The organism is Streptomyces sp. V4I2 (assembly GCF_030817655.1).
Taxonomy (GTDB): domain Bacteria; phylum Actinomycetota; class Actinomycetes; order Streptomycetales; family Streptomycetaceae; genus Streptomyces; species Streptomyces plumbiresistens.
Genome location: NZ_JAUSZM010000003.1, coordinates 345,537 through 367,489, shown reverse-complemented (window position 1 = coordinate 367,489; position 21,953 = coordinate 345,537). Strand labels below are relative to the sequence as shown.

Below are 21,953 nucleotides of genomic sequence, written 5' to 3'. Positions count from 1 at the left end.
ATCTCTCAGGGATGTCAGCTGAGCGGCCGACCATGAACGAACCTAGTCGCGCCTACTTCTGTCGCCACCTCAGAAATGTCTGGGAATGACGAATAGGGGCCGATCGGGTGTTCGAGAGGTCAGAAATGCTCTTCTGACGGTTCATCAAAGAGGCTGCGGCCAAAGCCCTTTGGAGGGAAAGTTGCGCCGCTCGGGGGACTGAGTAGACGTCCTTCACACTGCTGCTGGCGTGTCGTGTATTGATGAAACTCCACAAAACGGCTAGGGCTCCACCCGAACGTCTGGGTTTTCCCTGGTCAGCGGCCTGGCAACTGGGAGTCGGGTCCCGCACCGGCACCCCAAGGAATGTGCACGGAGTGAAGCAGTGTCCGAGGCAGGCTGCGATCTGCACGCAGATGAGGACAGCGTGCCGTGAAGCGGCGGGCTGCAGGGGGAGCGACGTCGGCGGAGGAGAGGTCGGGGCGGGCGCGGTGCCAGCGTGCGGGGTGGCGCCACCGGCCGGAGGCGTCGCGGGCGACGTCGACGCCGGTTTCAGCCCCGCATACGCACACCGCCGGCGTCCCAGTGCGTCGGGCCGGTCGATCTCTAGTGCTGAATTCCGCTTTCGGTGGGTATAGCTACTGGTAGCGGGGTGGTAGCGGGGTGGTAGCGGGTGCTCGGGGGCGGGTGCTGTCCGCGTACTCGTCTGAGTGCATCACCGAGTACGGAGTTATGTGCACCGGTGCTCAGGCCACGTCAGTGTCCCGCTCGGTGGCCTGGAGGCGGTTCTTGAGCCGGTAGCTGTTGCCGTTGATCGGGACGACCTCGCAGTGGTGCAGGAGGCGGTCGAGGATCGCGGTGGCCAGGACCTCGTCGCTGAAGACCTGGCCCCACTCGCCGAAGGTCTTGTTCGAGGTCAGGACGATGGAGCCTTTCTCGTATCGCTTGGAGATGACCTGGAAGACCAGGCTCGCCTCTCGTCTCTCGCCACGCCGTAACGGTACTGCCGGTCAGACGGGTTCCATGAGATCGACGACGGAGAGCCCGTCGGCGTTGACGATTGGATCCTGCCAGGCACCACCCGCAAGGCGACGATCACCTGGTACGTTCGCTGGAGACTTGAAGGGGCACCCGCCGTCCACGCCGCTGCCCCTCTCTTCTGCCCGAACGCCCTCGGTAGGGGTCAGGCTCGCTGGTATCGTCGCTCGTATGGACCAGAACGGACCCCAGCTGCCGCCCTTCGAGCCGGAGGAGTACGCGCGCGTCGAGGCGGCCGCGAACATCGTCGGAAAGTCCCCCGAGGACTTCGTCCGCGAGGCGGCGCTCGCGGCCGCCGACGACCCGTTCCTCAAAGCCCTCGGCAAGGCCCGCGACCGCGTTCCGCGGCTCGCCGAAGTCTTCGCCACTCAGGACGCCCGCGCAGCCGATCCCGGTACGGCCGCCTGGCCTGACCCCGCTCCCATGGGCAGCCGTGACTTGCAGGAGATCCAGCAGCACGGTCACGCCGCGTGACGCGGTTTCTCATCCCGCAAGAGCTTCTGCAGATCGCGCAGACCCTGCCGGGCGACCCGGCCTGTCTCGACCTGGGCGTGCTGGACGCCGCCTGTGCCCGGGTCCAGGCCCACTACATGGGCCGCGACGTGTACGCGAGCGACTGGCTGAAGGCCGCGGCCATGCTGGAGACCGTTGCGCTGCATGAGCCGCTGGAGGCGAAGAGCGATTTCTTCGCCTGGCTGGTTGCCGAGACGTTCCTCAACACGAACGGCCAGACCCTGGACTACGAGCCGGAGGAAGCCCTCGCGCTGGTTATGCGCGCCAAGCACAAGGGCGCCCGCGTTCAGGAGGTCGCAGCGCAGCTGCGCGCCTGGTCCACCGGCTGAGGCCGGGAGCGAGGAGCATCGGAGCGGAAGGCCGGTGAACTCGCCTGTTCTCCACCGCTCTGCCAGGGCGGGGGTGTCTGAGCCTCCTCCTCGGCGAGGCTCTCTCATTTGTGGGCCGTCGGCCCGCTTGAATTCGACAGGGTGAAGCAGAGCCAGTGGGGGCAGTGAGAGTGAGAGCCACTGCTTCGGCAACGAGGTTGGGAGCCACCCTTCCTGATGGCGTGTGACAAGCTGCTGATGGCGTAAGGGTGGCTTTGGGTCGTTTGGTCGAGGAAGTACCTGAGCCCCGCCGCGACCTCGGCGGTGCTCAGGTGCGTTATCCTGGGGCTTTCCGTTCAGGTACTCAAACGCACGAAGCCAGCGTCTCCACCTTCCCGCCTACCCTGCTTGCCGCTCGACCTTGCCGATCGGGATGCAGTTGTTCTCAAACCCCAACTTGTCTTCTGCATCGATGAGTTGACACAGCCGGGCGTTCGACAGGTCCTCGGACTCTTTGACCGGCTTCCAGACGTAGATGTAGTAGTGCTGGTTGGCCTCCAGCATGGTGTGGCCGTCATACCCGAACGAAGCGTTGGGGAGCTCGTCCTCGGTATAGGCTCCGGCGCTGTCGACGTCCGCTACTCCGCATCCGGTGGGGCAACTCTTGTGCTCGATGGTCCAGGCGAGAGTGCCGGTGGGTGCCGCGACGGGGCGGCTCGGCGGGTCCCCCTCCACCCGTACAAGGATCAGCAGGTACACCTCGCCAGCGCGCGCCGGCCGAGCACCCCCGCGCACCGACGGATTCCCGACCGCGAACTCGGTCGTGGCCCGAACGATCTGGCCGGTGAACGGGTAGTCGCCCTTACCGCGCAAGATCGGTCCTCTCGGCGAGGGCAGTCCTGAGGACGAAGCAGAAGCCTCAGAATCTTCCTCACCGGCCGCTGCCCGGCTGTCTCCGATGCCGTCGGTAACCCTCCCCGGTACCGCGGCACCCGCACCGGGCGCGGGGACGTCGTCGGTGAACAACTGAAAGCTCCCGTAACCGGCGAGGGACAACACCAGCAGCAGGGCCACGCCGATGCCCATCAGTGACATCCGCGCAGTACGTGTGTTGTGGATCGTCAGCGGACCGAAGGAGAACTGGCTTCTCCGCATCCCACCGGTGATGACGACGTTGTTCTGGTCCCTACCCACAGAGTTTCCGCTGCTCTGTGTGGTGGAAGAGGCGGCGGCCGCCGCCTGTTCGAGCTGCCCTGCGAAGTCGGGGTCAGCCCTGATCGCATCGGCAAGCGCCGACTGAAGGGCTTCCGCCAGCGTGGGCTCAGCAGGCCGGTCGGTGAACGCGTCCAACGCCGCGCGCCCCTCGGCGGAGCGGCCCAGCCGGTCCTGTACCAGGGCGTAGACACGGTCAACGGCTGTGTTCGTAGCCTGATCGGCGGCGCGTGCGACCACACCGGCCGACAAGCCTGCGATTATCTGCACCACCGACGATGCGAGTTCGGTTGTTTCCACTCAGTATCCCCCTGTACTGCTGCAAGCTCCTGAGGAGTTACGAACCCTCCAACCTGTCGCCAAGGCGTACCGCATATCCAGGGGCACAGGCTCGGCTCCGCGTCAAAAGTCACCCGATAGAGGTGGCTCCCAATCCCATTGCCGATCATGGACCTGTGTCGTGTCCATCCCCTTCTCGGATGGCGCAACGCGGCTCTCGTCCTCGTTGCCGCAGTGGTTCCCATTCACGTTGCCGAAACAGCCCGCTGGGTGCGTAAGCGGCGTGGGCCGTGGAGCCAGGCGATGGCGGACTCGGCAACCCACCGCACCCGGCCCAGGCCCGAGCCATGTGGTTGACCGCGCCGGGCGATCTTCGGGACGATGCCCCGCTCGCGCAGACCCCGGCGGTAGTTGTCGTGGTCGTACCCGCGGTCGGCGTACAACGCCCGGGGCTTGCGCCGGGGCCGGCCCTGCTTGCCCCGCACCGGCGGCAGCCCGGCTTCACGAGACGGCGTTGCCGCCGTTGCCGTCCGCCTCCGGCGCGGGGATTCCGGCTCGGCCGCCTTATCCGCCCGGCGCTCCGCTGGGATAGCCGGTTTGAAGCTGCGGGTGCGTTGTGGTTGCTCGCGCCTGCGCGGCGGAGCCGCACATTGATACAGCCCCGCGCCCCTGGGTGGGTGGGGGGTGTGGGGCCGTGGGCCGGTGCGTCAGCCCGTCGCCGGGTGGGCATACGGCCCGGTGTTGGTACAGGGTGCGGGTGGCCTGAGACAGAACCTACGCGACGGGCGTACGACGCACCGGCCCACGCCCCCTCCCGCCAGTGGGAGAGTGGCGGGTTGTTCGTGGTTGAGCATGCCCCTCAGGAGCGTGTGCTTGTCGCGATGATCCAGCCCGTCGGCGGCAGGGCTGCCCGGCCTCCGGTCAAGCGGCCGTCGCCTGCGGTGGGACGCCAGTCGGCGGTGGGGAGGGGGAGATCCGCGGGGTGGTCGGCGACGTTGAGGGCCACCGCCAGGAAAGTGGTGTCGTCGGCCAGGACGTAGACCAGTTCCGTGTTGGTCAGGTGATGGACCGTGGTGTGGGCGCGGACCAGCCAGGGGTGGCGGCGGCGTAGGCCGATTAGTTGTTGGTGGAGGCGGTACACCTGCGTGCCGTGGGGGGCGAGTTGGTCGGGGTGGTCGGGGAAGGCCGGGCGGATCTCGTCGTCGCCGCCTTCCCGTTCCTCCTTGACGCCTCGGAACGCCTGCTCGTCGCCCGCGTACACCGCGGGTACGCCGCCGACCGTGAACAGGATCGCCAGGGCGTGCGCGAGGTGGCGTTCGTCGTCGAGGCGGCTGGCGATGCGGGTCACGTCGTGGTTGCCGACGAACGTCTGCGGGGCGAAGGTCTCCAGGAGGGTGTTGTGGCGGTCCAGGGCCCAGGCCAGCTCGAAGAGGTTGTGGTCGTTGAGCGAGCTCCAGATCGCCTTCCACAGCTCGTACTGGGGTGACCGAGTCGAAGCCGCCGTTCTTCACGAAGCCGGTGTAGTCGCCGTGGAGGACCTCGCCGGTCAGCCAGGCGTCCGGGAAGCGGGTGCGCACCCGGTCGGTCTGCGCCAGAACGCCTGCGGGACGGCGTACGCGGCGTCCAGGCGCCAGCCCGCGACGCCGCGCTCCAGCCAGTGGGTCGCGGGCCACGACGGAGTTGCCGATCCGCTGGACCGTCAGGTGCGGCAGAGCGCGCAGCATGGCCTCGACGGCGTCGGTGAGTTCGGCCTCTTCGCCGCTCTCGGAAGGGGTGTCGACCAGGGCGCGGGTGAGGGACACGATGTCGGCGGTCGCGGGGAGGGAGGTCTGCGAGGTCAAGGGGCGGTCCTGTCTTTCGAGGGGCTGAAGGATCGGCCGTGGCCGAAAACAAGCCGGTAACAGCAAGTCGATAAGGTGCCGCCATGGCCATGACCGCAACCCAACCCGGGGTCGCGTCGCTGGTCGCGGCCCTCGGTGCCGAACTGCTGCGGCCGCTGCACCTGCCGGCGGACGCCGATCCGTGGATCGGTGACCCTGTCATCTGGGACGCGGAGTCCGAGCCGCCGCCCGGATCGCACTCGATCCTCCTCATGGTGGGCGGGCGGTCGAGCGTGGCCGCGGCTCGTGGCGCCCTTCACGAGGCAGCCCGGCTCGGTTACGCCGCCGCGGTCGTCAAGGCGTACGGCGAAGACCCGGACCGCTGGCGCCGGTGCGCCGCCGAAGCCGGCATCCCCGTGCTGCTCGCCCCCGATGACACGCCGTGGCGTCATCTGGACTCCCTGATCTCCGCCATCGTGGCGAGCGAGGCCGGCCGGACGAACGTGCCCGATCTGTCGCGGGTCGCGATCGGCGACCTGTTCTCCCTCGCCAACGCGGTGGCGGCCATGGTGGGGAGCGCGATCACCATCGAGGACGTCGACCGCCGGCTCCTGGCCTACTCCAACATCGAGGGACAGCCCATCGACAGCTGCCGGCGTCGTACGATTCTCGGCCGGCAGGTGCCCGACGACCCGCTGTACTCCGACGAGTACCGGGTCCTGGCGCACCGGGACGGGCCGGCCGGCTTCCCCGCCTATCCGGAGCAAGGGGGCGACTTCGCGCGGCTCGCCGTGTCCGTGCGGGCCGGTTCCCGCGTACTCGGCTCGATCTGGGCGATCGACAGCGGCGGCATCGATGCCGCCGTGGCCGGGCAGGCCCTGTCCTCGGTCACGGGCATCGTGGCCATGCACCTGCTGCACGGCGGCACGACCACCGATCTGAAGCGCGTTCGCCGCAGCGAGTGGCTGAGCGGCCTCCTCTCCTCGCGGGCCTCGGACCGCGATACGCCCTCGGAGTTCCCGCTCAGTCCCCAAAAGCCGGCGGTCCTGCTGGGTTTCAGGATGAACGCGCGGCCCGGCGAGGTCGTCGACAGCGCACGGGTCATGGACCTTGTCGCGGTGTTCTGCGAGTCGCACCACAAGAAGGCCGCCTGTACCGCCTTCGACGACACCGTTCTGGCGCTGCTGCCCGCGGCGCTCCTTACCCGGGACCAACTCGTCTTTCTCGCACGCCAGATCATCGACAGTGCGCGGAGCAGCCTGGGAGTCACGCTCATCGCGGCCGTCGGCGACGCCGTCACCTCGGTGCAGGAGGTGACGGCCGGCCGGGGTGAGACCGAGCGGGGGCTGCGCGCGCTGCTGCATCGCCCGGAGCGCGGACCGGTCCTGGACATCGCGGCGAGCCGGGAGGTCCTCGCGCTGGAGGAGCTGGCCGAATCGGCCTGGGCCAGCCGGACGCGTCCGCTGCCCGTGCTGACCCGGATCCTCGAGTACGACCGGGTCCACGGGACCGAGTACCTCGCGACCCTGCGCGTCCATCTGGACTCCGGCGGCGACGCGCTCGTCGCCGCACAGCGGCTGACCGTCCACGTCAACACGTTCCGGTACCGGCTGCGCCGGTTGTCCGAGCTGTTCGACCTGGACCTGTCCGAACCGGAGTTCCGGCTGGCCGTCTGGCTGCAGATGCGCATACTCGCCCCGTTCCGGTGACGAATCGCCCCGTGCCGGGGATGCGGGCCGTCAGAACTTCGCGTTGTCGACGGTCTTCTCGGTGTAGGAGCAGCACTTCGTCAGCCCCCACTTCTTCATGATCCTCGCGTAGGTGCCGTCGTCGATGAGCCGTGCCATCGCCGCGTGCACCGCCCTGACGAGCTCGGTGTCCGCCTTCGGCACGGCGAGACCCAGCGGTACGTCTTCGGAGAGCTCGTCCGGAGGGATGACGATCTCGAGCTGTCCCTCGGCCTGGTCGACCAGGTAGGCCCCCGAGCCGCCGGTGCTGACCGCCGCGACCGCCCGTCCGCTCTGCACGGCGAGGATCGCCTGGTCCTGGCCCTTGTACTCCTTGATGGCCACCGGCTTCTCGCCCTTGTCGGTGCACAGCTTCGACTGTGTGACGAGGTTGTCCGCCATCGAGGTCGCACTCTGCACCGCGACGTTCTTGCCGCAGAGGTCGGCGAAGGTCTTGATCGAGGTGTCGCCGGGTTTGAGCAGGAACGCGGGGTCGTTGCGCGCGTAGTCGACGAAGGTGATCAGCTTGCGGCGTTCCTCCTTGTCGGCCATGCCCGCGGCGGCCAGGTCGGCCTTACCGGAGTCGAGCGTGGGGATGAGGCCGTCGAAGGACACGTTCGTGAGCGTGACCTTCACGCCGAGGACGTCACCGAGCGCCTGCGCGAAGTCCGCGTCGGCGCCGATGATCGTCTTGTTGTCCGTGTCGAAGTACTCGAACGGGGGGTAGGTGGCATCGGTCGCCACCCGCAGGACGCCCGCCTTCTTGATGTCGGCGGGCAGCAGCTTCGCCGCGGCGGGGTCGACGTCGAGCTTCTCGGAGCTCTCGGCGGGGGCGGCGGACGTGCTGCCTCCGGAACCGCAGGCGGCGAGCAGGAACGTACCGGCCGACGCCATCGCGAGGTAGCCGTACGTGGTGCGCGGGGATCGATGTCTGGGGATGTTCACGTGGGCCTCTTCACTGATGAGCGGGGGACGGGGCCGGCAGGGACGATGCCGTCACTTCGGTGGTGCTGACGGTGAACCGCCGCAGTGCCTCGAGATCGACGCTGACTCCGAGACCTGGTCCGGTGGGCACCGTGAGGTGCCCGTCGGTGAGTTCGAACGCCGCGGTGATGTCCTCGGCGAAGTAGCGGCGCGTGGCCGAGATGTCTCCGGGGAAGGTGAAGCCCGGCAGGGCCGCCAGGGCGAGGTTCCCGGCGCGCCCGACACCGGACTCCAGGACCCCGCCGCACCACACGGGCACGCCCTGGGACCGGCACAGGTCGTGGATGGCGCGAGCCGCCGGATAGCCGCCGACCCTGGCGGGCTTGATGTTGACGATGCTTGCCGCGCCCAGGGCCAGGGCGGTGGCCGCGCTGTCCGGTCCTGTGACGGACTCGTCGAGGCAGACGGGGGTGTCGATCACCTCGGTGAGGCGGGCGTGCGCGAGGAGTTGTTCCGCCGGGAACGGCTGCTCCAGCATCTGCAGGCCGAGTTCGTCGAACCGGCGCAGGTGCGTGACGTCCGCGGTGGTGTACGCCTGGTTGGCGTCGGCCTGCAGGGCGAGGTCGTCCCCGAAGGCCCGGCGCACCGCGCGCAGCGGCTCCAGGTCCGCACCGGGGCGGATCTTCAGCTTGACCCGCTGGTAGCCCTCGGCGAGGTAGCCCTCGACAGAGGTCAGGAGGGTTCCGATGTCCGGCTGGATGCCGATGGAGACGCCCACCGGAACTTCGGAGCGGGTCGCGCCGAGGAAGTCGGCCAGCGGCATCGCCGCCCGCTTCAGCTCGGCGTCGAGTACGGCACCGCTCACCACCGCCTTGAGCAGCGGATTGCCCGGAACGCCCGTCAGGCACTGCGCCACGGCCGCGGAGGTGAGCCGGGGAAGCGCGCCGATCATGGGCAGCACTCGCGTCGTGAGCAGGTCGGCGACACCGCCGATGTACTCCGCGTAGTAGAGGGGCTCCGGGTCGGCCGCGCACTCCGCCCAGCCGTCGACGCCGTCGACGCGCAGTTGCAGCAGCAGGAGTTCGCGGTGCGTCTCGGTGGCCATGGAGGTCCGGAAGGGAGTGACCAGGGGCATCCGCAGCCGATGGATACGGGCGAACTCGAAGGCCGCCGCCATCACGCGACCTCCCTGTCCCGTGCCGGGCCGTCCTGCGCCGCCCGCGCGTCCCGTACGAGCAGGTACCAGCCGTCTCGTGTCATGCCGCGCGCCGTGTAGCCCTGGTCGACGGCGGCCGTGAACGCCTCACGGACGGCGTGCCGCCACCGTCGCGCCCGGTCGGGGCTGGTCCCGCGCAGTGCCTCGGCGTCGCGGGGAACCCAGAGTTTGAGGACGGCTTCGCCGTCGGGCTCGCCGATGACGGGCAGCCCCTCGACCGGTCGCAGGATCGTGCACGCGTCGGCCGGCTCCGCTGTCGGCGGGCGGGCGCCGACCGGTCGGTCCAGGGCCCAGCGTGCCACCAGCCGGTCGGTGAGATCGTTGCGGTTCACGGCGTCGTTCAGGGGCGCGTAGAAGTCGGGGATGTACGCGGACGCCACCGCTCCCAGGCGGGTGAGGTTGAAGTACGCGTTACGGCGGAGCAGCGGGTCGAAGGTCCAGCGCATGGCGGTGGCCCCGCGGTCGAGTCCCCACGCGCGCTGCGCGAGCTTCAGCGCGTAGCCGATGCCGCCGCCCGTCACGTCGGCGTCGACTCCGGCGATCAGGGAGTAGAGATCGGTGGAGTGGGGCGCGCCCGCGACGCACGCGGCCGTGCCGACCAGCCGGCCGTCCCGGTAGGCGCCGACCACGCATCCGCCGGCGTGGGCGAGGCTGCGCAGCACGTCGTGCTGGACGGGCGACGCGTCGTACGAGGTGCCGAAGACGCGGGCGAGAAGCCGGCTCGCGTCGACGCAGTCGTCGGCCTCCGAAACCGGTCGTACGGTCACGGCCGCACCGGCCGCGGCCTCATCGGCGTCCTGCCGGGCGGTCGTGGAGGGCGTCGTGGAGGGCAAGGGGTGGGATCTGGAAGACACGCCCAGCAGACTCGCTGTTCACCGCCGGTACGGGCTTTGTCCTCAGGCTCAAACTCAGCGCCCGTTCTTGGTGCTGGAAGACATCATCAGGGTGTCCGGCGCCCTCGGATACTGATCCGGCGTCAATGGAGCCGCGTCCGTCGGCCGGGCCCTCATACCGGCCACCACGCCCGATTCCAGCTGGGAGGCCGTATGGCGCAGCTCCACACGGAAGCGTCGACCGCGTCGGCGGCGCCCGACGAATCCCTCCAGGTGGTGCCCCGCCGCCACCCGTGGCGCTGGGCCGCTTCCACCGTCATCGTCGTGCTGGCCGCCCAGCTGCTGGTCAGCGCGGTGACCAACCCCCGCTTCCAGTGGTCGACCGTGCGGCAGTACCTCACGTCCGAGTCGGTCCTGCGCGGTCTGCTGATGACGCTCGAACTCACCGCCCTCGCCATGGTCATCGGCATCGTCGGCGGCACGGTCCTCGCCGTGATGCGGCTGTCGCCGAACCGGCTGCTGGCGCGGACCGCCTCGGTCTACATCTGGTTCTTCCGCGGCACCCCGGTCCTCGTCCAGCTGCTGTTCTGGAACTTTCTCCAGGCCGTGTACCCGCAGGTCAGTCTGAGCGTCCCGTTCGGGCCCGACCTGGTCTCCATCCAGGCCAACTCGATCATCACCCCGTTCGTGGCGGCACTGCTGGGCCTGGGCCTCAACGAGGCCGCGTACATGGCCGAGATCATCCGGAGCGGCATCCTGTCCGTCGACCCCGGCCAGGAGGAGGCCGCGCACGCTCTCGGCATGCGCCGTCCGCTCCTCCTGCGCAGGATCGTGCTGCCACAGGCGATGCGGGTGATCGTCCCGCCGACCGGCAACGAGGTCATCGGCATGCTCAAGGCGTCCTCGATGGCCAGCGTGGTCGCCATGCAGGAACTGCTGTACTCCGTCCAGATCATCTACTCCCGGACGTACCAGACCATCCCGCTGCTCATGGTCGCCAGTCTCTGGTACCTGCTGGTGACGTCGATTCTCTCGGTGCTCCAGCACTACATCGAAACGTATTTCAGCCGGGGCCGGGGCTCGTCCCCGCAGCGCAGGAGTCTGGCGGCCGCCCTGGTCTCCGGCCTGCGCATCCGCCAGAGCAACCGGAGGAACGGAGCATGAGCGCCCTCGACAAGAGCGCGGGAACACCCGCCGAAGTAGCCACGGGAACATCCACCGACGTAGCCACGGGAACACCCACCGACGTCACGACGGAGACACCCGCCGTTGTCGCCGAGGGGGTACGCGCCCGCTACGGCGATCTCGAAGCGCTCACCGGGATCGATCTCACCGTCCGGTCCGGCGAGGTCGTGTGCCTGGTCGGACCGTCGGGGTCCGGGAAGTCGACCTTTCTGCGGTGCGTGAATCACCTGCACCCGATCTCGGGCGGGAAGCTCACCGTAGCGGGCGAGCGCGTCGGCTACCGCCGGCGCGGCAACCGGCTGTACGAGCTGTCCCCGCGCGAGGTCGCCAGGCAGCGCGAGCGGATCGGCATGGTCTTCCAGCGGTTCAACCTCTTCCCCCACATGACGGCGCTCGGCAACGTCATGGAGGCACCGGTGAAGGTCAAGGGCGTACCCAAGGCGAGTGCCCGCGAGGAGGCCGTGGCACTGCTCGACCGGGTGGGCCTGGCCGCCAAGGCGGACGCGTATCCCGAACAGCTCTCGGGCGGCCAGCAGCAGCGCGTGGCCATCGCCAGGGCACTGGCCATGAAGCCGACGCTGATGCTCTTCGACGAGCCGACCTCCGCACTCGACCCCGAACTCGTCGGAGAGGTCCTCGATGTGATGGGCCGGCTCGCGGCCGACGGGATGACCATGATCGTGGTCACGCATGAGATCGGCTTCGCACGCCGGGTCGGCGACGCGGTCGCGTTCATGGACGAGGGCCGGGTCGTGGAGTTCGGGACGCCGGGGCAGGTGCTGGAGAACCCGGCCCATGAGCGGACCAAGTCCTTCCTCGCAAGGGTGATGTGACGTGGCATCGGCTCTCGTCCACGGCGGGACTCTCGTGCACGGCGCCACGGTCGTCGACGGCACCGGGGCGCCGCCGCAAGCTGCCGACACCCTTGTCGTCGACGGCCGGATCACCGCGGTCGAGCCTCCGGGACGTATCCCGCGCGAGACATCCTCGTACGCCGCAGTCGACGCCACCGGCCTCGTGGTCTGCCCCGGCTTCATCGACGCGCACTCGCACGCCGACACCTCGCCGCTCCTGGAGACCGACGACCTGAGCAAGATCCGCCAGGGGGTGACGACCGAGATCGTCGGCAACTGCGGCGATTCGCCGGCGCCCGCGGGGCCCGGCTCCGACGGCGAGAACCCCGCAAACCCGGAAAGTCCGGAAAGCCCTGAAGACACTGAGAACTTCCTCTTTCCGGACGGCGGCCGCCCCTACCGCAGCTTCACGGAGCTCTTCACCGCACTCGACGAACGCGGGTACGTCACCAACTACTGTCCGCTGATGGGTCACGGCAGCCTCCGGCTCGCCGCCATGGGCATGCGCGACGCACGAGCCACCCCGGAAGACCTGGCGGTGATGCGTGAGCTGGCTCACGAGGCCCTCGACGCCGGGGTGTTCGGGCTTTCGAGCGGCCTGATCTACCCGCCCGGGGCGTACAGCGACCGCGCGGAACTCGCCTCCCTGGCCGGCCTGTTGCCGGACGGACGCGTCTACGCCACGCACATGCGCGACGAGAACGAGCGGCTCCTGTCCAGCATCGAGGAGACGCTGGACGTGGCCAGGCGGGCCGGCTGCCGCGTGCAGGTGTCGCATCTGAAATGCGGTGGCCGGGACAGCTGGGGGCGGATGCCCGAGGCGGTCCGGCTGCTCGACGACGCCCGGGCCGCCGGGGTCCGGGTGACGCACGACGTGTACCCGTACGAGGCGGCTTCGACGCATCTGTCCGCCTGCCTGCCGCCCTGGGCGCACGAAGGAGGGCCGGGTGCCCTGCTGCGGCGGCTGAACGACCGTGGCGAACTGCGCAGGATCCGGGCGGCCGTCGAGGCCGAGCACAGCGCCGGCTGGGAGAACCTCGTCGCCGGCGCGGGCGGCTACTCCTCGATCATGGTGTCGAGCACCCGCAGCCACTCCTACGAGGGGCGCACGCTCGACGAGATCGGTGCCCGGCTCGGCATGGCGCCGTTCGACGCGATGGTCCAAGTGCTGTGTGAGGAGCGGCTGCAGGTGACGATGGTCGGTTTCTGCATGGAGGAACGTGACATCGAGGTGGCCATGACGGCGCCGGGAGCGATGGTGGGTTCGGACGGTCTCCCGTTCGGGACCGGGGGGCGCCCGCACCCGCGCCTGTTCGGAACGTTCCCCCGGGTTCTCGGCCGCTACGTCCGCGAGCGGCGCACCCTCGAACTCGCGGACGCCGTACGGAGGATGACCTCGCTGCCCGCTGACACCTTCTCCGTCCCCGGCCGCGGCCGGGTGGCGGTGGGTGCCGTCGCCGACCTGGTGGCCCTCGACCCGGCGACCGTCTCGCACCCCGGTGACTACCTCGAACCGGACGTGGCTCCGACGGGGATCTCCTGGGTGATGATGGCCGGTGAAGTCGTTGTCAGCGACGGCCGGTGGGCCGGTACCCGCCGCGGCCGCCGCCTGATTCCGGCCTGAGAGCACGACTCGGGCCTGAGCGGACGGCTCAGGTCACTGCCCGCCCGGCCCGTCGTGGAGATTCCAGGGGACGAGGGTGTAGTCGTTGGCGCACGGGTTGCCGCCCGTCACCCGGTACTCGCCTGACGTCAGGTCGATGAGGCTGGACATCAGCGTCTTGTACCGCTCGACCCTGGGCAGCCGGTCGTCGTCGTGTTCGCACACCGAGCACGGGTAGCTGAAGTGGTCGCTCAGCACCTCGCGCACGACCTGGTGGAGCTTGTCGGGGATCGCCACGTCGTCGAGCCGCGCGAGGCCCGCCTCGATGAGGGGGAGCCGGTAGACGGAACTCATCGACGAGGGGCGGTAGGTGCTGCCGATCTCGTCCGGGACCCCGTACTGGTAGTGGTTGGTGTGCACGACGCGGCCCCGCAGGGTGGTGCTCCACCGATGGCTGCCGGGAGTGGTCTCCATGGCGACGGCGAGCCCGTCGCGGTGGACCATCAGCAGGTTGACGGCGATCTGCAACCGGGCGGTCACGGCGGCCTGCAGCGCGTCGTGCATGATCGCGCTGTCGAGGATCAGCCGGCGAAGGACCGGCTGCGGGAGGCCGATCGACCGGCCGAAGTCGCCGCTCAGTCCGTTGGCCTGGAGGGCCAGGCCGGCCGAGTTCGCGCCGTGGCGGCCGACCTGTCCGGCCTCGACCTGCTGGATGATCGTCGGCTTTCCGGGCTGGACGATGCGGATCACGATCGTTGTGTCCTCCGTGCCGGAACGCCAGTCCCAGTTCTGGCCGCTGAAGACCCGGTCGACACCGGAGCCGCCGGGCAGGATCGCAAACGTCGAGCAGCCTTCCTCATCGTGGCCCGCGTCTGCCCCCGCCTCCCACCCCGACCGGCCGAAACGGCTGTCCGCGGCTCTGACGATCTCGCCGCGGGCGTTGAGCGCGAGGATGTCCGTCTCGGACACCCCCGCCCCCTCCGCGATGCCCGCCATCTCCTCCAGCAGTTCCTCGGAGGCCGCGGCGACGACCGGACGCCACTTGCGGGCCTCGTCGACCACCGATTCCCAGGTGAGCCCGGTAGCCGCGCCGTAGGCCTCCTCGTAGTAGGCCATCGACCGGGCGATCTCCTGACGGGCGGCCTCGCCGTGGACGCGTCCCCGCTCCCTCGGCCCTCCCGAAATCTCGATCATCGGTATGGCCCTCGTCCCCGCCGGAACAGTCGTGTCGCTCATCGCTCGCCTTCCTCTCGAGAGGCAAGAATGTAGTAGCAACTACTACACAGTCAACGTCTAGGGTGATCGCATGCCCCCCAGTAGCCCTCATGGCGACACGTTCGAGCACCGGATGAGCGCGCGGCTCGACGACCTCAAGCCGGCGGAACGCCGGGTGGCCGAGTTCGTTCTCAAGCGCCCGCGCGAGGTCCTGTTCGCGACCGCCACCGACCTGGGCGCCGCGACGGGTACGAGCGACGCGACCGTCATCCGCACCGCGAGGTCCCTGGGCTACTCCGGCCTTCCGGAGCTCAAACGCCACCTCGGCCGCGACCTCACCGACCGCACCCCGCCCTCCGCGCGCGTGGCCGAGCGCATCGAGCGGACCGGGACCGCCGACGGAAGCCTGGCGCACAAGGTGCTGGGCGACGGCGCGGAGGTGCTGCGGGAGACCGCCGCCCTCCTCGATCCCGACGAGCTCGATACGGCCGCGACAGCGGTCGCCGGCGCCCGGTCCGTGCTCAGCTGGGGACTTGGGGTGTCGGCGCTGGCCGCCGAGTACGCGGCGGTCCGCCTGGGCCGGCTCGGCGTCGTGACGCGCGGCGCCCGTGCCACCGGCTTCCAGCTCGCCGACCAGCTGTTGCCGCTGACTGCCGAGGACACCGTTCTCCTCTACAGTCCGGGGCGGCTGAGCCGTGACCTGGAGGTCGTCCTCGACCATGCCGCACGGACCGGTGCGGACGCCGTCCTGGTGACCAGCACGCTCGGCCCGGAGCTGCACGACCGGGTGCGGGCGGTTCTTCAGGCCCCCAACTCGCCGACCCGGCTGACCGGCGAGATCCTGTCCGCCACTGTCGTCACGGACGCCCTCGTCCTCGCGGTCGCCGCCCTGGTCCGCGACCGCGCGACCGGCACGGCCGACCTGCTCGATTCCCTGCGCTCACAGCTGTCCGGCCCGGGCCAGGCCTGAGGGGTCCTTTCAGAATGCTGGGTCCTTGCGGGCGAGGGGCATGCAGTGGGCGAGCTGGAGGAAGGCGTCGTGCACGTCGTCTCGGGATTCCCAGCGGGTGCGTAAGCGGCGTGGGCCGTGGAGCCAGGCGATGGCGGACTCGGCAACCCACCGCACCCGGCCCAGGCCCGAGCCATGTGGTTGACCGCGCCGGGCGATCTTCGGGACGATGCCCCGCTCGCGCAGACCCCGGCGGTAGTTGTCGTGGTCGTACCCGCGGTCGGCGTACAACGCCCGGGCGTGCTGTGACTGGGAACGTTCGCCGGGTTGGTGGTTGGGGCGGTTGGATGGGCGGTGACGTCGGTTCCGACCGTGGAGGTGTGGTGGCTGAGCCCGTGCGGGTGCGCAGACTGACCGATCAGGAAGGGCAGAAGCTGCAGCAGATCGTGCGCCGGGGAAGTACCAGCTCGGTGCGCTACCGGCGGGCGATGATGATGCTGCTGGCGTCCGCCGGCGGGAACCGCGTCCCGGTGATCGCCCAGCTGGTCCAGGCCGACGAGGACACCGTCCGGGATGTGATCCACCGGTTCAACGAGATCGGCCTGGCCTGTCTGGACCCTCGATGGACGGGAGGCCGTCCCCGCCTGCTCACCCCGGACGACGAGGACTTCGTCGTCCGGACGGCCACCACCCGCCCCAACAAGCTCGGTCAGCCCTTCACCCGCTGGGCGATCCGCAAACTCGCCGCCTACCTGCGCCGCATACACGGACGTGTCATCCGCATCGGCCGGGAAGCCTTACGGTGCCTGCTGTCGCGCCGCGGCATCACCTTCCAGCGCACCAAGACCTGGAAGGAGTCCCCAGATCCCGACCGCGACGCCAAGCTCGACCGGATCGAGCAGGTGCTGGGGCGCTTCCCCGACCGGGTCTTCGCCTTCGACGAGTTCGGGCCGCTGGGGATCCGGCCCACCGGGGCTCCTGCTGGGCGAAACAGGGCAAGCCCAACCGGCTGCCGGCGACCTACCGCCGCACCCACGGCGTCACCTACTTCCACGGCTGCTACTCCGTCGGCGACGACCGTCTGTGGGGCGTCAACCGCCGCCGCAAAGGCACCGCCAACACCCTGGCGGCGCTCTGAAGTCGATCCGCGCCGCCCGACCCGACGGCGCCCCGATCTACATCATCTTGGACAACCTCTCAGCCCACACCGGTGCGGACATCCGCCCCTGGGCGAAGAAGAACAAGGTCGAGCTGTGCTTTACCCCGACCTATGCCTCCTGGGCCAACCCGATCGAGGCCCACTTCGGACCGCTGCGGCAGTTCACCCTGGCCAACTCCCACCATCGCAGCCATCCCACGCAGAACCGGGCCCTGCACCGCTACCTGCGCTGGCGCAACGCCAACGCCCGCCACCCCGACGTACTCGCCGCACAACGCCGAGGGCGTGTCCGCATCCGCAGCGAGAAAGGCATCCGCTGGGGCGGACGTGCCAGATGCCCTGCGGCGTGAAGGATCGACAACCGGCACAGCCCACTCCCACAACACGGACCGCGAGGAGCTCTGCATGGACCATCAGGACGTCGACGCCGCCGTGGCAGAGATGCTGCGGGTGCTTGGCCCCCATACCGCCGAGGACTGGACGGTGCCGGCGGGGCCGCTCGAATGGACCTGCTGGCAAACAGCAGCCCACATCGGCCACGACCTGCTGGCCTACGCAGGGCAGCTGGCAGCACAGCCCGCCGACGCCTACCTTCCCATCGACCTGAACGTTCGCCCCACTGCCTCGCCGGCCGAAGCACTCCAGGCCGTCACCGCCTGCGGCGGACTGCTCAGCAGCGCCCTGGCCACAGCCAACCCGACCCTGAGGGCCTGGCACTGGGGCCCGTGCGACCCCGAAGGGTTCACGGCGATGGGCGTCGCCGAAACCCTGCTGCACACCTACGACATCACGCAGGGACTGTCCGTGGACTGGCTGCCACCAGCACCGCTGAGCGCAGCAGTACTCAACCGGCTCTTCCCCGCCGCCCCACACGGAGACCCCACTCAGGTACTCCTCTGGTGCACCGGACGCGAAGAACTCGACGGCCTCCCTCGCCAAACCTCATGGAGGTGGGAAGCAGCACGATCGGACTGATCGAGCTGACCCCGGCGAACGTTCCCGGTCACAGCACTCGGCAGGGGCGAGTACCTGCGGATCTCCGGGTACGGCGCTGGGCTCAGCAGGGCCTTGCCGCGGCCCTGCGGACGGCGGCGAAGCTGTTGGAGAAGGCCGGGAGATGGCCGGCGGAAACAGAGCTGGGCGGTCGGGATTGCCGACCTGGACGTCGGCAATCCCGACCTTTCTACGGCGTTGTGTCATCCCTGGAGCAGGATCATTGCATGTTCGGGATCGGTCCGGTTCGCCGGTCTCGTGCATGACGTGACGTCATGTCACGGCCTGGGCAGGGATGTTTTCCGGGAAGCAGAACAGGCACGGCGCTGGTGATCATGTGGTTGTCGAAGACCCATGAGAACCGAGCGAGACCGTGCCTGACCGAACATCATCACCCATGCCCTCCGGGCTGGGACAACTGGCCCTCCCGAACCTTCACGGCACCCCACAGGATGCCGCTGACCTGCGTCGGTTCCTGATCTGGGTGCCCGATCCACGCGGCCATCGAGGACGGCGGTATCCGATGCTGCCCTTGTTGTGTGCGGCCGCCGCGGCCGTGCTGGCCGGCGCCCGCTCCCTTGTCGCGATCGGCGAATGGACCACCGACGCCCCGCCGTCCGTCCTGAGCGACCTCGGCTTCCCGCCCGACCCGCTCACCGGCATCCGGGCCGTACCGCATCCGGCCACCATCCGTCGTCTGCTCCAACGCCTCGACGGCGACGCGCTCGACGCGGCGATCAGCGCTTACCTGCGGGCCAGAACAACACCACCGCAACCGTCCGAACCGCCTGCGAAGCCCGCGCTGCGGGCGATCTCGGTCGACGGCAAGACCGTCCGCGGCTCCCGCACCCACACCACGACCGCGATCCAGCTGCTGGCCGCGATGGACCACCACGGCGTGGTCCTGGCCCAGCGGCGGATCGCCGCCGAGAGCAACGAGATCCCCGCCTTCCAGCCCCTACTGGACGCCATCGACCTCACCGGCAGCGTGCTGACCGGCGACGCCCAGATGCTGAACATGTCGGAAGCCTGCCCCCGGCCAGGCCGCGCCCGTGCCTGTCAGGCGGCGTTTCCCGCCGAGGTCCCGGCAGCACCAGGGACCGGGACGGCGCCCGTGTCCTCAGCGACTGCGGCCTTCGCCGGCGCCCCGATTCCGAGCTTCTCGAGGATCTTCTTCTCGATCTCGTCGGCGAGGTCGGGGTTGTCCTTGAGGAAGTTGCGGGCGTTCTCCTTGCCCTGACCGAGCTGGTCGCCCTCGTACGTGTACCAGGCGCCGGCCTTGCGGACGAAGCCGTTCTCCACGCCCATGTCGATCAGGCCGCCCTCGCGGCTGATGCCATGGCCGTAGAGGATATCGAACTCGGCCTGCTTGAAGGGCGGCGCGACCTTGTTCTTGACGACCTTGACGCGGGTACGGTTGCCGACCGCGTCCGTGCCGTCCTTCAGCGTCTCGATCCGGCGGATGTCGAGTCGCACCGAGGCGTAGAACTTCAGCGCGCGGCCACCGGTTGTGGTCTCCGGGGAGCCGAACATCACGCCGATCTTCTCGCGGAGCTGGTTGATGAAGATCGCGGTGGTCTGGGACTGGCTCAGCGCGCCGGTGATCTTGCGGAGTGCCTGGCTCATCAGACGGGCCTGCAGACCCATGTGGGAGTCGCCCATTTCGCCCTCGATCTCGGCGCGTGGCACCAGGGCCGCGACGGAGTCGATCACGATCAAGTCGATCGCGCCGGAGCGGATCAGGATGTCGACGATCTCCAGCGCCTGTTCACCGTTGTCCGGCTGGGACAGGATGAGGTTGTCGGTGTCGACGCCGAGCTTCTTGGCGTACTCGGGGTCGAGTGCGTGCTCGGCGTCGATGAAGGCCACCGAGCCGCCGGCCTTCTGTGCGTTCGCTACTGCGTGCAACGTCAGGGTCGTCTTGCCGGAGGACTCCGGCCCGTATACCTCCACCACACGGCCGCGGGGCAGACCGCCCACGCCGAGCGCCACGTCCAGCGCGGTCGATCCTGTAGGGATCACCTCGATGGGCTCATTGGGCCGCTCGCCGAGGCGCATGACCGCGCCCCTGCCAAATTTCCGCTCGATCTGTGCGAGCGCGGTGTCCAGCGCCTTTTTGTGGTCGGTTCCTGCCATGAGCTTTCACCCGGTCCGATTGTGTGGCACGCCGCACGTCGGAGAACGTGAGCGTCTACTGCCGACAACGGACGTCTCGGAGATCCCAGAAACGAACATCCGATCGATTTGCGTGTCCAGTGAAAGGTATCAAACAGAGGGGAGCGGGACGGGTCGCGCACCGGACCGCTCCGGACGCCGACCGCGCCGCCGCCCGCTTTCCCTCGCTGAACCGCGGCGCCGTCGAATGTCGTCACTGCTTCCGAGAATGCCCTCCGCCGACTTCGGGACGTATGAGACCTCGCTGCGGTCGGGCTCCTCGCTGGCATGAGGTGTACTCAGGTGGCCGTGCCGATCGCGAAGTCGTAGTCACGCAGTCCTGCGTCTCTCGGTAACCGGCTCGAGTCACCTTGCTGAGTCTCGTTGACCTGTTCCCGATGACCTCGCATGTGGAGTGTGTGGCGATTCTCGAACCGGCTTCAAAGGCGCTCTGACCTGCGGTTTTCTTGGACTGCTCAGGTGCGTCGAGGTGTGCCCGACCTGTTTCCCTCAGTCCATCGCGTGGAGTGCGTCGCAGGCTCGCGCCACATGCCTCACCTGCTGCTTCGAACAGCGGGGTGCGGGCGATGAACGCTCTGCCTCGGCTTCGTGAGGGGGCGGTGGGGGACGTGTCTTGACGCTCGTTCGACGCTGCTTCTGATGGGGCGTCACGCCGCTCGTTCGACTGGCCATCAAGCCCGCGAAGGTCCTGTTCGGCGTTCGCGGTGCCCAGCGGGACGGGGGAGCCGCCCGTGGAGAAAGCGCCGTTCGTCCTGCCGGACGGCACCCAGGACGTCCTCGGGCGTCCGAGGCGGCTGGTGGCCCGCACCACCGAGCGGTACACAGCGGTGCAGCAACTGCTGTCCGAGGGCAAGTCCCTGGCCGCGATCAGCCGCCAGCTGCGGCTGGACCACTCCACCGTCCGGCGCTTCGCCCGCGCACGGAGTCTCGACGAACTGCTCGTCAAGGCCACCAACCGGGCATCCATCCTCGACGAACACAAGCCCTACCTGCACATGCGCTGGTCGGAGGGCTGCCACGACATCCCACAGCTACACCGCGAACTGCGCGCGCACGGCTTCACCGGCGACATCCAGTGCGTCCGCCGATACTTCCGCCCCTTCAAAAAGCCGCACAGCCCCAAGCCGAAGAACCCGCCCGCGCCCGCTCCCGAGCCAAGGCCCGCACCGAAACCCCGGCGCGTCGTCCGCTGGATCATGACCAACCCCGGACACCTCGCCGAGACCGACGCTGCCGAGCTCAAAGAGATCCGGGTCGCCTGCCCACACCTCGACGCCACCGCACGCCACGTCCGTGACTTCGCGGACATGATGCACGACCTGCGCGGCGACGAGTTGCCCGCATGGATGGACCGCGTCCTCACGGACGACCTGCCCGCCCTGCACTCCCTGGTAAACGGAATGAAGAGGGACCTGGACGCCGTCACCGCCGGCCTGTCCACGCACTGGAGCTCTGGCCAAGTCGAGGGACACGTGACCAGAGCCAAGCTCCTCAAGCGCATGGGCTTCGGCCGCGCCAACCTCGACCTCCTCCGCAAGCGCATCATCCACAGCCCGTGATCGCCGAACCTCGCCTATGCTGCGGGCTGATGGAGGGAGCGGACACGGTGAGCGAATCGTTCTTACTGGTCTGCGACGACCCGCCGCACACAGTGGTTCTGACCAACTCTGGCCCCCGGTCCATTGAGATCGTGAAGTTACTTCACAGGCGGACCGGGCTGAGCTTGTGGCACTGCAAGTCCCTCATCAGCGAACTGCCTACGAGCATCCTCGAGAACGTGCCGGAAGGGGTCGCAAGGGCCATGCTGGCCGAACTCCGCGAAGTCGGTGCCAGCGCTCATGCCGAAGCGAATCAGTAGGGGCTTCGGCGCTCTGATCGTCACAAGATCCTCGACAGAGCCCGATAGTTCTCGCCGTTCCTCGGGGATTCTCCCTCGCGAGTGCACTCGATGTGCACTGTGATGTGCGCGGA

Annotated in this window: 18 protein-coding genes and 5 pseudogenes; 13 read left to right on the top strand and 10 right to left on the bottom strand. The window is 69.0% G+C overall.

Annotated elements, in window-relative coordinates; translation table 11 throughout:
• Positions 1–725 precede the first annotated feature (725 nt).
• Positions 726–962 (bottom strand): annotated as a pseudogene (locus tag QFZ76_RS02365) (ATP-binding protein); the annotation flags it as partial.
• A gap of 226 nt (positions 963–1,188) precedes the next feature.
• On the opposite strand from QFZ76_RS02365, the gene QFZ76_RS02360 reads away from it, so the two are divergent.
• Both QFZ76_RS02360 and QFZ76_RS02355 read left to right on the top strand, forming a co-directional pair.
• A complete protein-coding gene (locus QFZ76_RS02360) occupies positions 1,189–1,491 on the top strand; it encodes a hypothetical protein (protein WP_307672104.1) in 303 nt (100 codons plus the stop codon).
• Positions 1,488–1,859: a fic family toxin-antitoxin system, toxin component gene (locus QFZ76_RS02355; protein ID WP_307672103.1), complete on the top strand. Its 372-nt coding sequence runs from the start codon at positions 1,488–1,490 to the stop codon at positions 1,857–1,859. Before QFZ76_RS02360 ends, QFZ76_RS02355 begins: the two co-directional genes overlap by 4 nt.
• Positions 1,860–2,237: 378 nt before the next feature.
• Here the strand turns inward: QFZ76_RS02355 and QFZ76_RS02350 are convergent, their stop codons facing one another.
• The 3 genes and pseudogenes from QFZ76_RS02350 to QFZ76_RS02340 all read right to left on the bottom strand — a co-directional run bounded on the left by QFZ76_RS02350 (position 2,238) and on the right by QFZ76_RS02340 (position 4,719).
• A complete protein-coding gene (locus tag QFZ76_RS02350) occupies positions 2,238–3,350 on the bottom strand; it encodes a hypothetical protein (protein ID WP_307672102.1) in 1,113 nt (370 codons plus the stop codon).
• Between the two features lie 245 nt (positions 3,351–3,595).
• Positions 3,596–3,823: pseudogene (locus QFZ76_RS02345) on the bottom strand (transposase); the annotation flags it as partial.
• 365 nt (positions 3,824–4,188) lie between these two features.
• Positions 4,189–4,719: an alpha-amylase family glycosyl hydrolase gene (locus QFZ76_RS02340; RefSeq protein ID WP_307679908.1), complete on the bottom strand. Its 531-nt coding sequence runs from the start codon at positions 4,717–4,719 to the stop codon at positions 4,189–4,191.
• A 52-nt stretch (positions 4,720–4,771) separates the two neighbouring features.
• On the opposite strand from QFZ76_RS02340, the gene QFZ76_RS51630 reads away from it, so the two are divergent.
• Positions 4,772–5,230 (top strand): hypothetical protein, encoded by a 459-nt coding sequence (locus QFZ76_RS51630; RefSeq protein WP_373464250.1) that lies wholly within the window; start codon positions 4,772–4,774, stop codon positions 5,228–5,230.
• Between the two features lie 29 nt (positions 5,231–5,259).
• Positions 5,260–6,858 carry a CdaR family transcriptional regulator gene (locus QFZ76_RS02330; protein ID WP_307672101.1) on the top strand — a complete coding sequence of 533 codons (1,599 nt, stop codon included), beginning with the start codon at positions 5,260–5,262 and terminating at the stop codon, positions 6,856–6,858.
• Positions 6,859–6,888: 30 nt separating this feature from the next.
• Here QFZ76_RS02330 and QFZ76_RS02325 read toward each other — a convergent pair whose 3' ends face one another.
• From QFZ76_RS02325 to QFZ76_RS02315, 3 genes are read right to left on the bottom strand one after another with little or no spacing between them, the layout of a single operon-like run.
• Positions 6,889–7,821, bottom strand: a complete 933-nt coding sequence (locus QFZ76_RS02325; protein WP_307672100.1) for an ABC transporter substrate-binding protein — start codon at positions 7,819–7,821, stop codon at positions 6,889–6,891.
• Positions 7,822–7,831: 10 nt separating this feature from the next.
• Positions 7,832–8,977, bottom strand: a complete 1,146-nt coding sequence (gene menC, locus QFZ76_RS02320) for an o-succinylbenzoate synthase (RefSeq protein ID WP_307672099.1) — start codon at positions 8,975–8,977, stop codon at positions 7,832–7,834.
• Positions 8,977–9,870, bottom strand: coding sequence for a chorismate synthase (locus QFZ76_RS02315; RefSeq protein ID WP_307672098.1), 894 nt, complete (start codon positions 9,868–9,870; stop codon positions 8,977–8,979). The genes menC and QFZ76_RS02315 overlap by 1 nt, the downstream gene beginning before the upstream one ends.
• Positions 9,871–10,062: 192 nt before the next feature.
• Here QFZ76_RS02315 and QFZ76_RS02310 point away from each other — a divergent pair, with 192 nt between their 5' ends.
• The 3 genes from QFZ76_RS02310 to QFZ76_RS02300 are packed head-to-tail and all read left to right on the top strand — an operon-like array spanning position 10,063 to position 13,512.
• Positions 10,063–11,013 carry an amino acid ABC transporter permease gene (locus QFZ76_RS02310; RefSeq protein ID WP_307672097.1) on the top strand — a complete coding sequence of 317 codons (951 nt, stop codon included), beginning with the start codon at positions 10,063–10,065 and terminating at the stop codon, positions 11,011–11,013.
• The gene (locus QFZ76_RS02305; RefSeq protein ID WP_307672096.1) at positions 11,010–11,867 is read left to right on the top strand and encodes an amino acid ABC transporter ATP-binding protein; all 858 of its coding nucleotides are present in this window, start codon (positions 11,010–11,012) and stop codon (positions 11,865–11,867) included. Before QFZ76_RS02310 ends, QFZ76_RS02305 begins: the two co-directional genes overlap by 4 nt.
• A gap of 1 nt (position 11,868) precedes the next feature.
• Positions 11,869–13,512, top strand: a complete 1,644-nt coding sequence (locus tag QFZ76_RS02300; RefSeq protein WP_307672095.1) for an amidohydrolase family protein — start codon at positions 11,869–11,871, stop codon at positions 13,510–13,512.
• Between the two features lie 33 nt (positions 13,513–13,545).
• Here the strand turns inward: QFZ76_RS02300 and QFZ76_RS02295 are convergent, their stop codons facing one another.
• Positions 13,546–14,727 carry a C45 family peptidase gene (locus tag QFZ76_RS02295; protein ID WP_307672094.1) on the bottom strand — a complete coding sequence of 394 codons (1,182 nt, stop codon included), beginning with the start codon at positions 14,725–14,727 and terminating at the stop codon, positions 13,546–13,548.
• Between the two features lie 70 nt (positions 14,728–14,797).
• Between QFZ76_RS02295 and QFZ76_RS02290 the strand changes: the two genes are divergently transcribed.
• Entirely contained in the window at positions 14,798–15,676 is an 879-nt protein-coding gene (locus QFZ76_RS02290; protein WP_307672093.1) for a MurR/RpiR family transcriptional regulator, read from the top strand.
• Between the two features lie 9 nt (positions 15,677–15,685).
• Here QFZ76_RS02290 and QFZ76_RS02285 read toward each other — a convergent pair.
• Positions 15,686–16,024: pseudogene (locus QFZ76_RS02285) on the bottom strand (transposase); the annotation flags it as partial.
• A gap of 14 nt (positions 16,025–16,038) precedes the next feature.
• Here QFZ76_RS02285 and QFZ76_RS02280 point away from each other — a divergent pair.
• The 3 genes and pseudogenes from QFZ76_RS02280 to QFZ76_RS51625 form a co-directional block, all read left to right on the top strand.
• Positions 16,039–17,164: pseudogene (locus tag QFZ76_RS02280) on the top strand (IS630 family transposase).
• 55 nt (positions 17,165–17,219) lie between these two features.
• Positions 17,220–17,789 (top strand): maleylpyruvate isomerase N-terminal domain-containing protein, encoded by a 570-nt coding sequence (locus QFZ76_RS02275; RefSeq protein ID WP_307672092.1) that lies wholly within the window; start codon positions 17,220–17,222, stop codon positions 17,787–17,789.
• 415 nt (positions 17,790–18,204) lie between these two features.
• Positions 18,205–18,543: pseudogene (locus QFZ76_RS51625) on the top strand (transposase family protein); the annotation flags it as partial.
• A 323-nt stretch (positions 18,544–18,866) separates the two neighbouring features.
• On the opposite strand, the gene recA reads toward QFZ76_RS51625, so the two are convergent.
• Positions 18,867–19,943, bottom strand: a complete 1,077-nt coding sequence (gene recA / locus QFZ76_RS02265) for a recombinase RecA (protein ID WP_307672091.1) — start codon at positions 19,941–19,943, stop codon at positions 18,867–18,869.
• Between the two features lie 770 nt (positions 19,944–20,713).
• Here recA and QFZ76_RS02260 point away from each other — a divergent pair.
• Both QFZ76_RS02260 and QFZ76_RS02255 read left to right on the top strand, forming a co-directional pair.
• Positions 20,714–21,541 carry a transposase gene (locus QFZ76_RS02260; RefSeq protein WP_307672090.1) on the top strand — a complete coding sequence of 276 codons (828 nt, stop codon included), beginning with the start codon at positions 20,714–20,716 and terminating at the stop codon, positions 21,539–21,541.
• Between the two features lie 47 nt (positions 21,542–21,588).
• Positions 21,589–21,840 (top strand): ribosomal protein L7/L12, encoded by a 252-nt coding sequence (locus QFZ76_RS02255; RefSeq protein WP_307672089.1) that lies wholly within the window; start codon positions 21,589–21,591, stop codon positions 21,838–21,840.
• The last annotated feature ends 113 nt before the right edge of the window (positions 21,841–21,953 follow it).

Bases quoted from the DNA above. Each gene is read 5' to 3' on its own strand.
- QFZ76_RS02360 (WP_307672104.1), top strand. From the start codon at position 1,189: ATGGACCAGAACGGACCCCAGCTGCCGCCCTTCGAGCCGGAGGAGTAC.
- QFZ76_RS02330 (WP_307672101.1), top strand. From the start codon at position 5,260: ATGACCGCAACCCAACCCGGGGTCGCGTCGCTGGTCGCGGCCCTCGGT.
- menC (WP_307672099.1), bottom strand. From the start codon at position 8,977: ATGGCGGCGGCCTTCGAGTTCGCCCGTATCCATCGGCTGCGGATGCCC.
- QFZ76_RS02310 (WP_307672097.1), top strand. From the start codon at position 10,063: ATGGCGCAGCTCCACACGGAAGCGTCGACCGCGTCGGCGGCGCCCGAC.
- QFZ76_RS02305 (WP_307672096.1), top strand. From the start codon at position 11,010: ATGAGCGCCCTCGACAAGAGCGCGGGAACACCCGCCGAAGTAGCCACG.
- QFZ76_RS02295 (WP_307672094.1), bottom strand. From the start codon at position 14,727: ATGAGCGACACGACTGTTCCGGCGGGGACGAGGGCCATACCGATGATC.
- QFZ76_RS02290 (WP_307672093.1), top strand. From the start codon at position 14,798: ATGCCCCCCAGTAGCCCTCATGGCGACACGTTCGAGCACCGGATGAGC.
- QFZ76_RS02275 (WP_307672092.1), top strand. From the start codon at position 17,220: ATGGACCATCAGGACGTCGACGCCGCCGTGGCAGAGATGCTGCGGGTG.
- recA (WP_307672091.1), bottom strand. From the start codon at position 19,943: ATGGCAGGAACCGACCACAAAAAGGCGCTGGACACCGCGCTCGCACAG.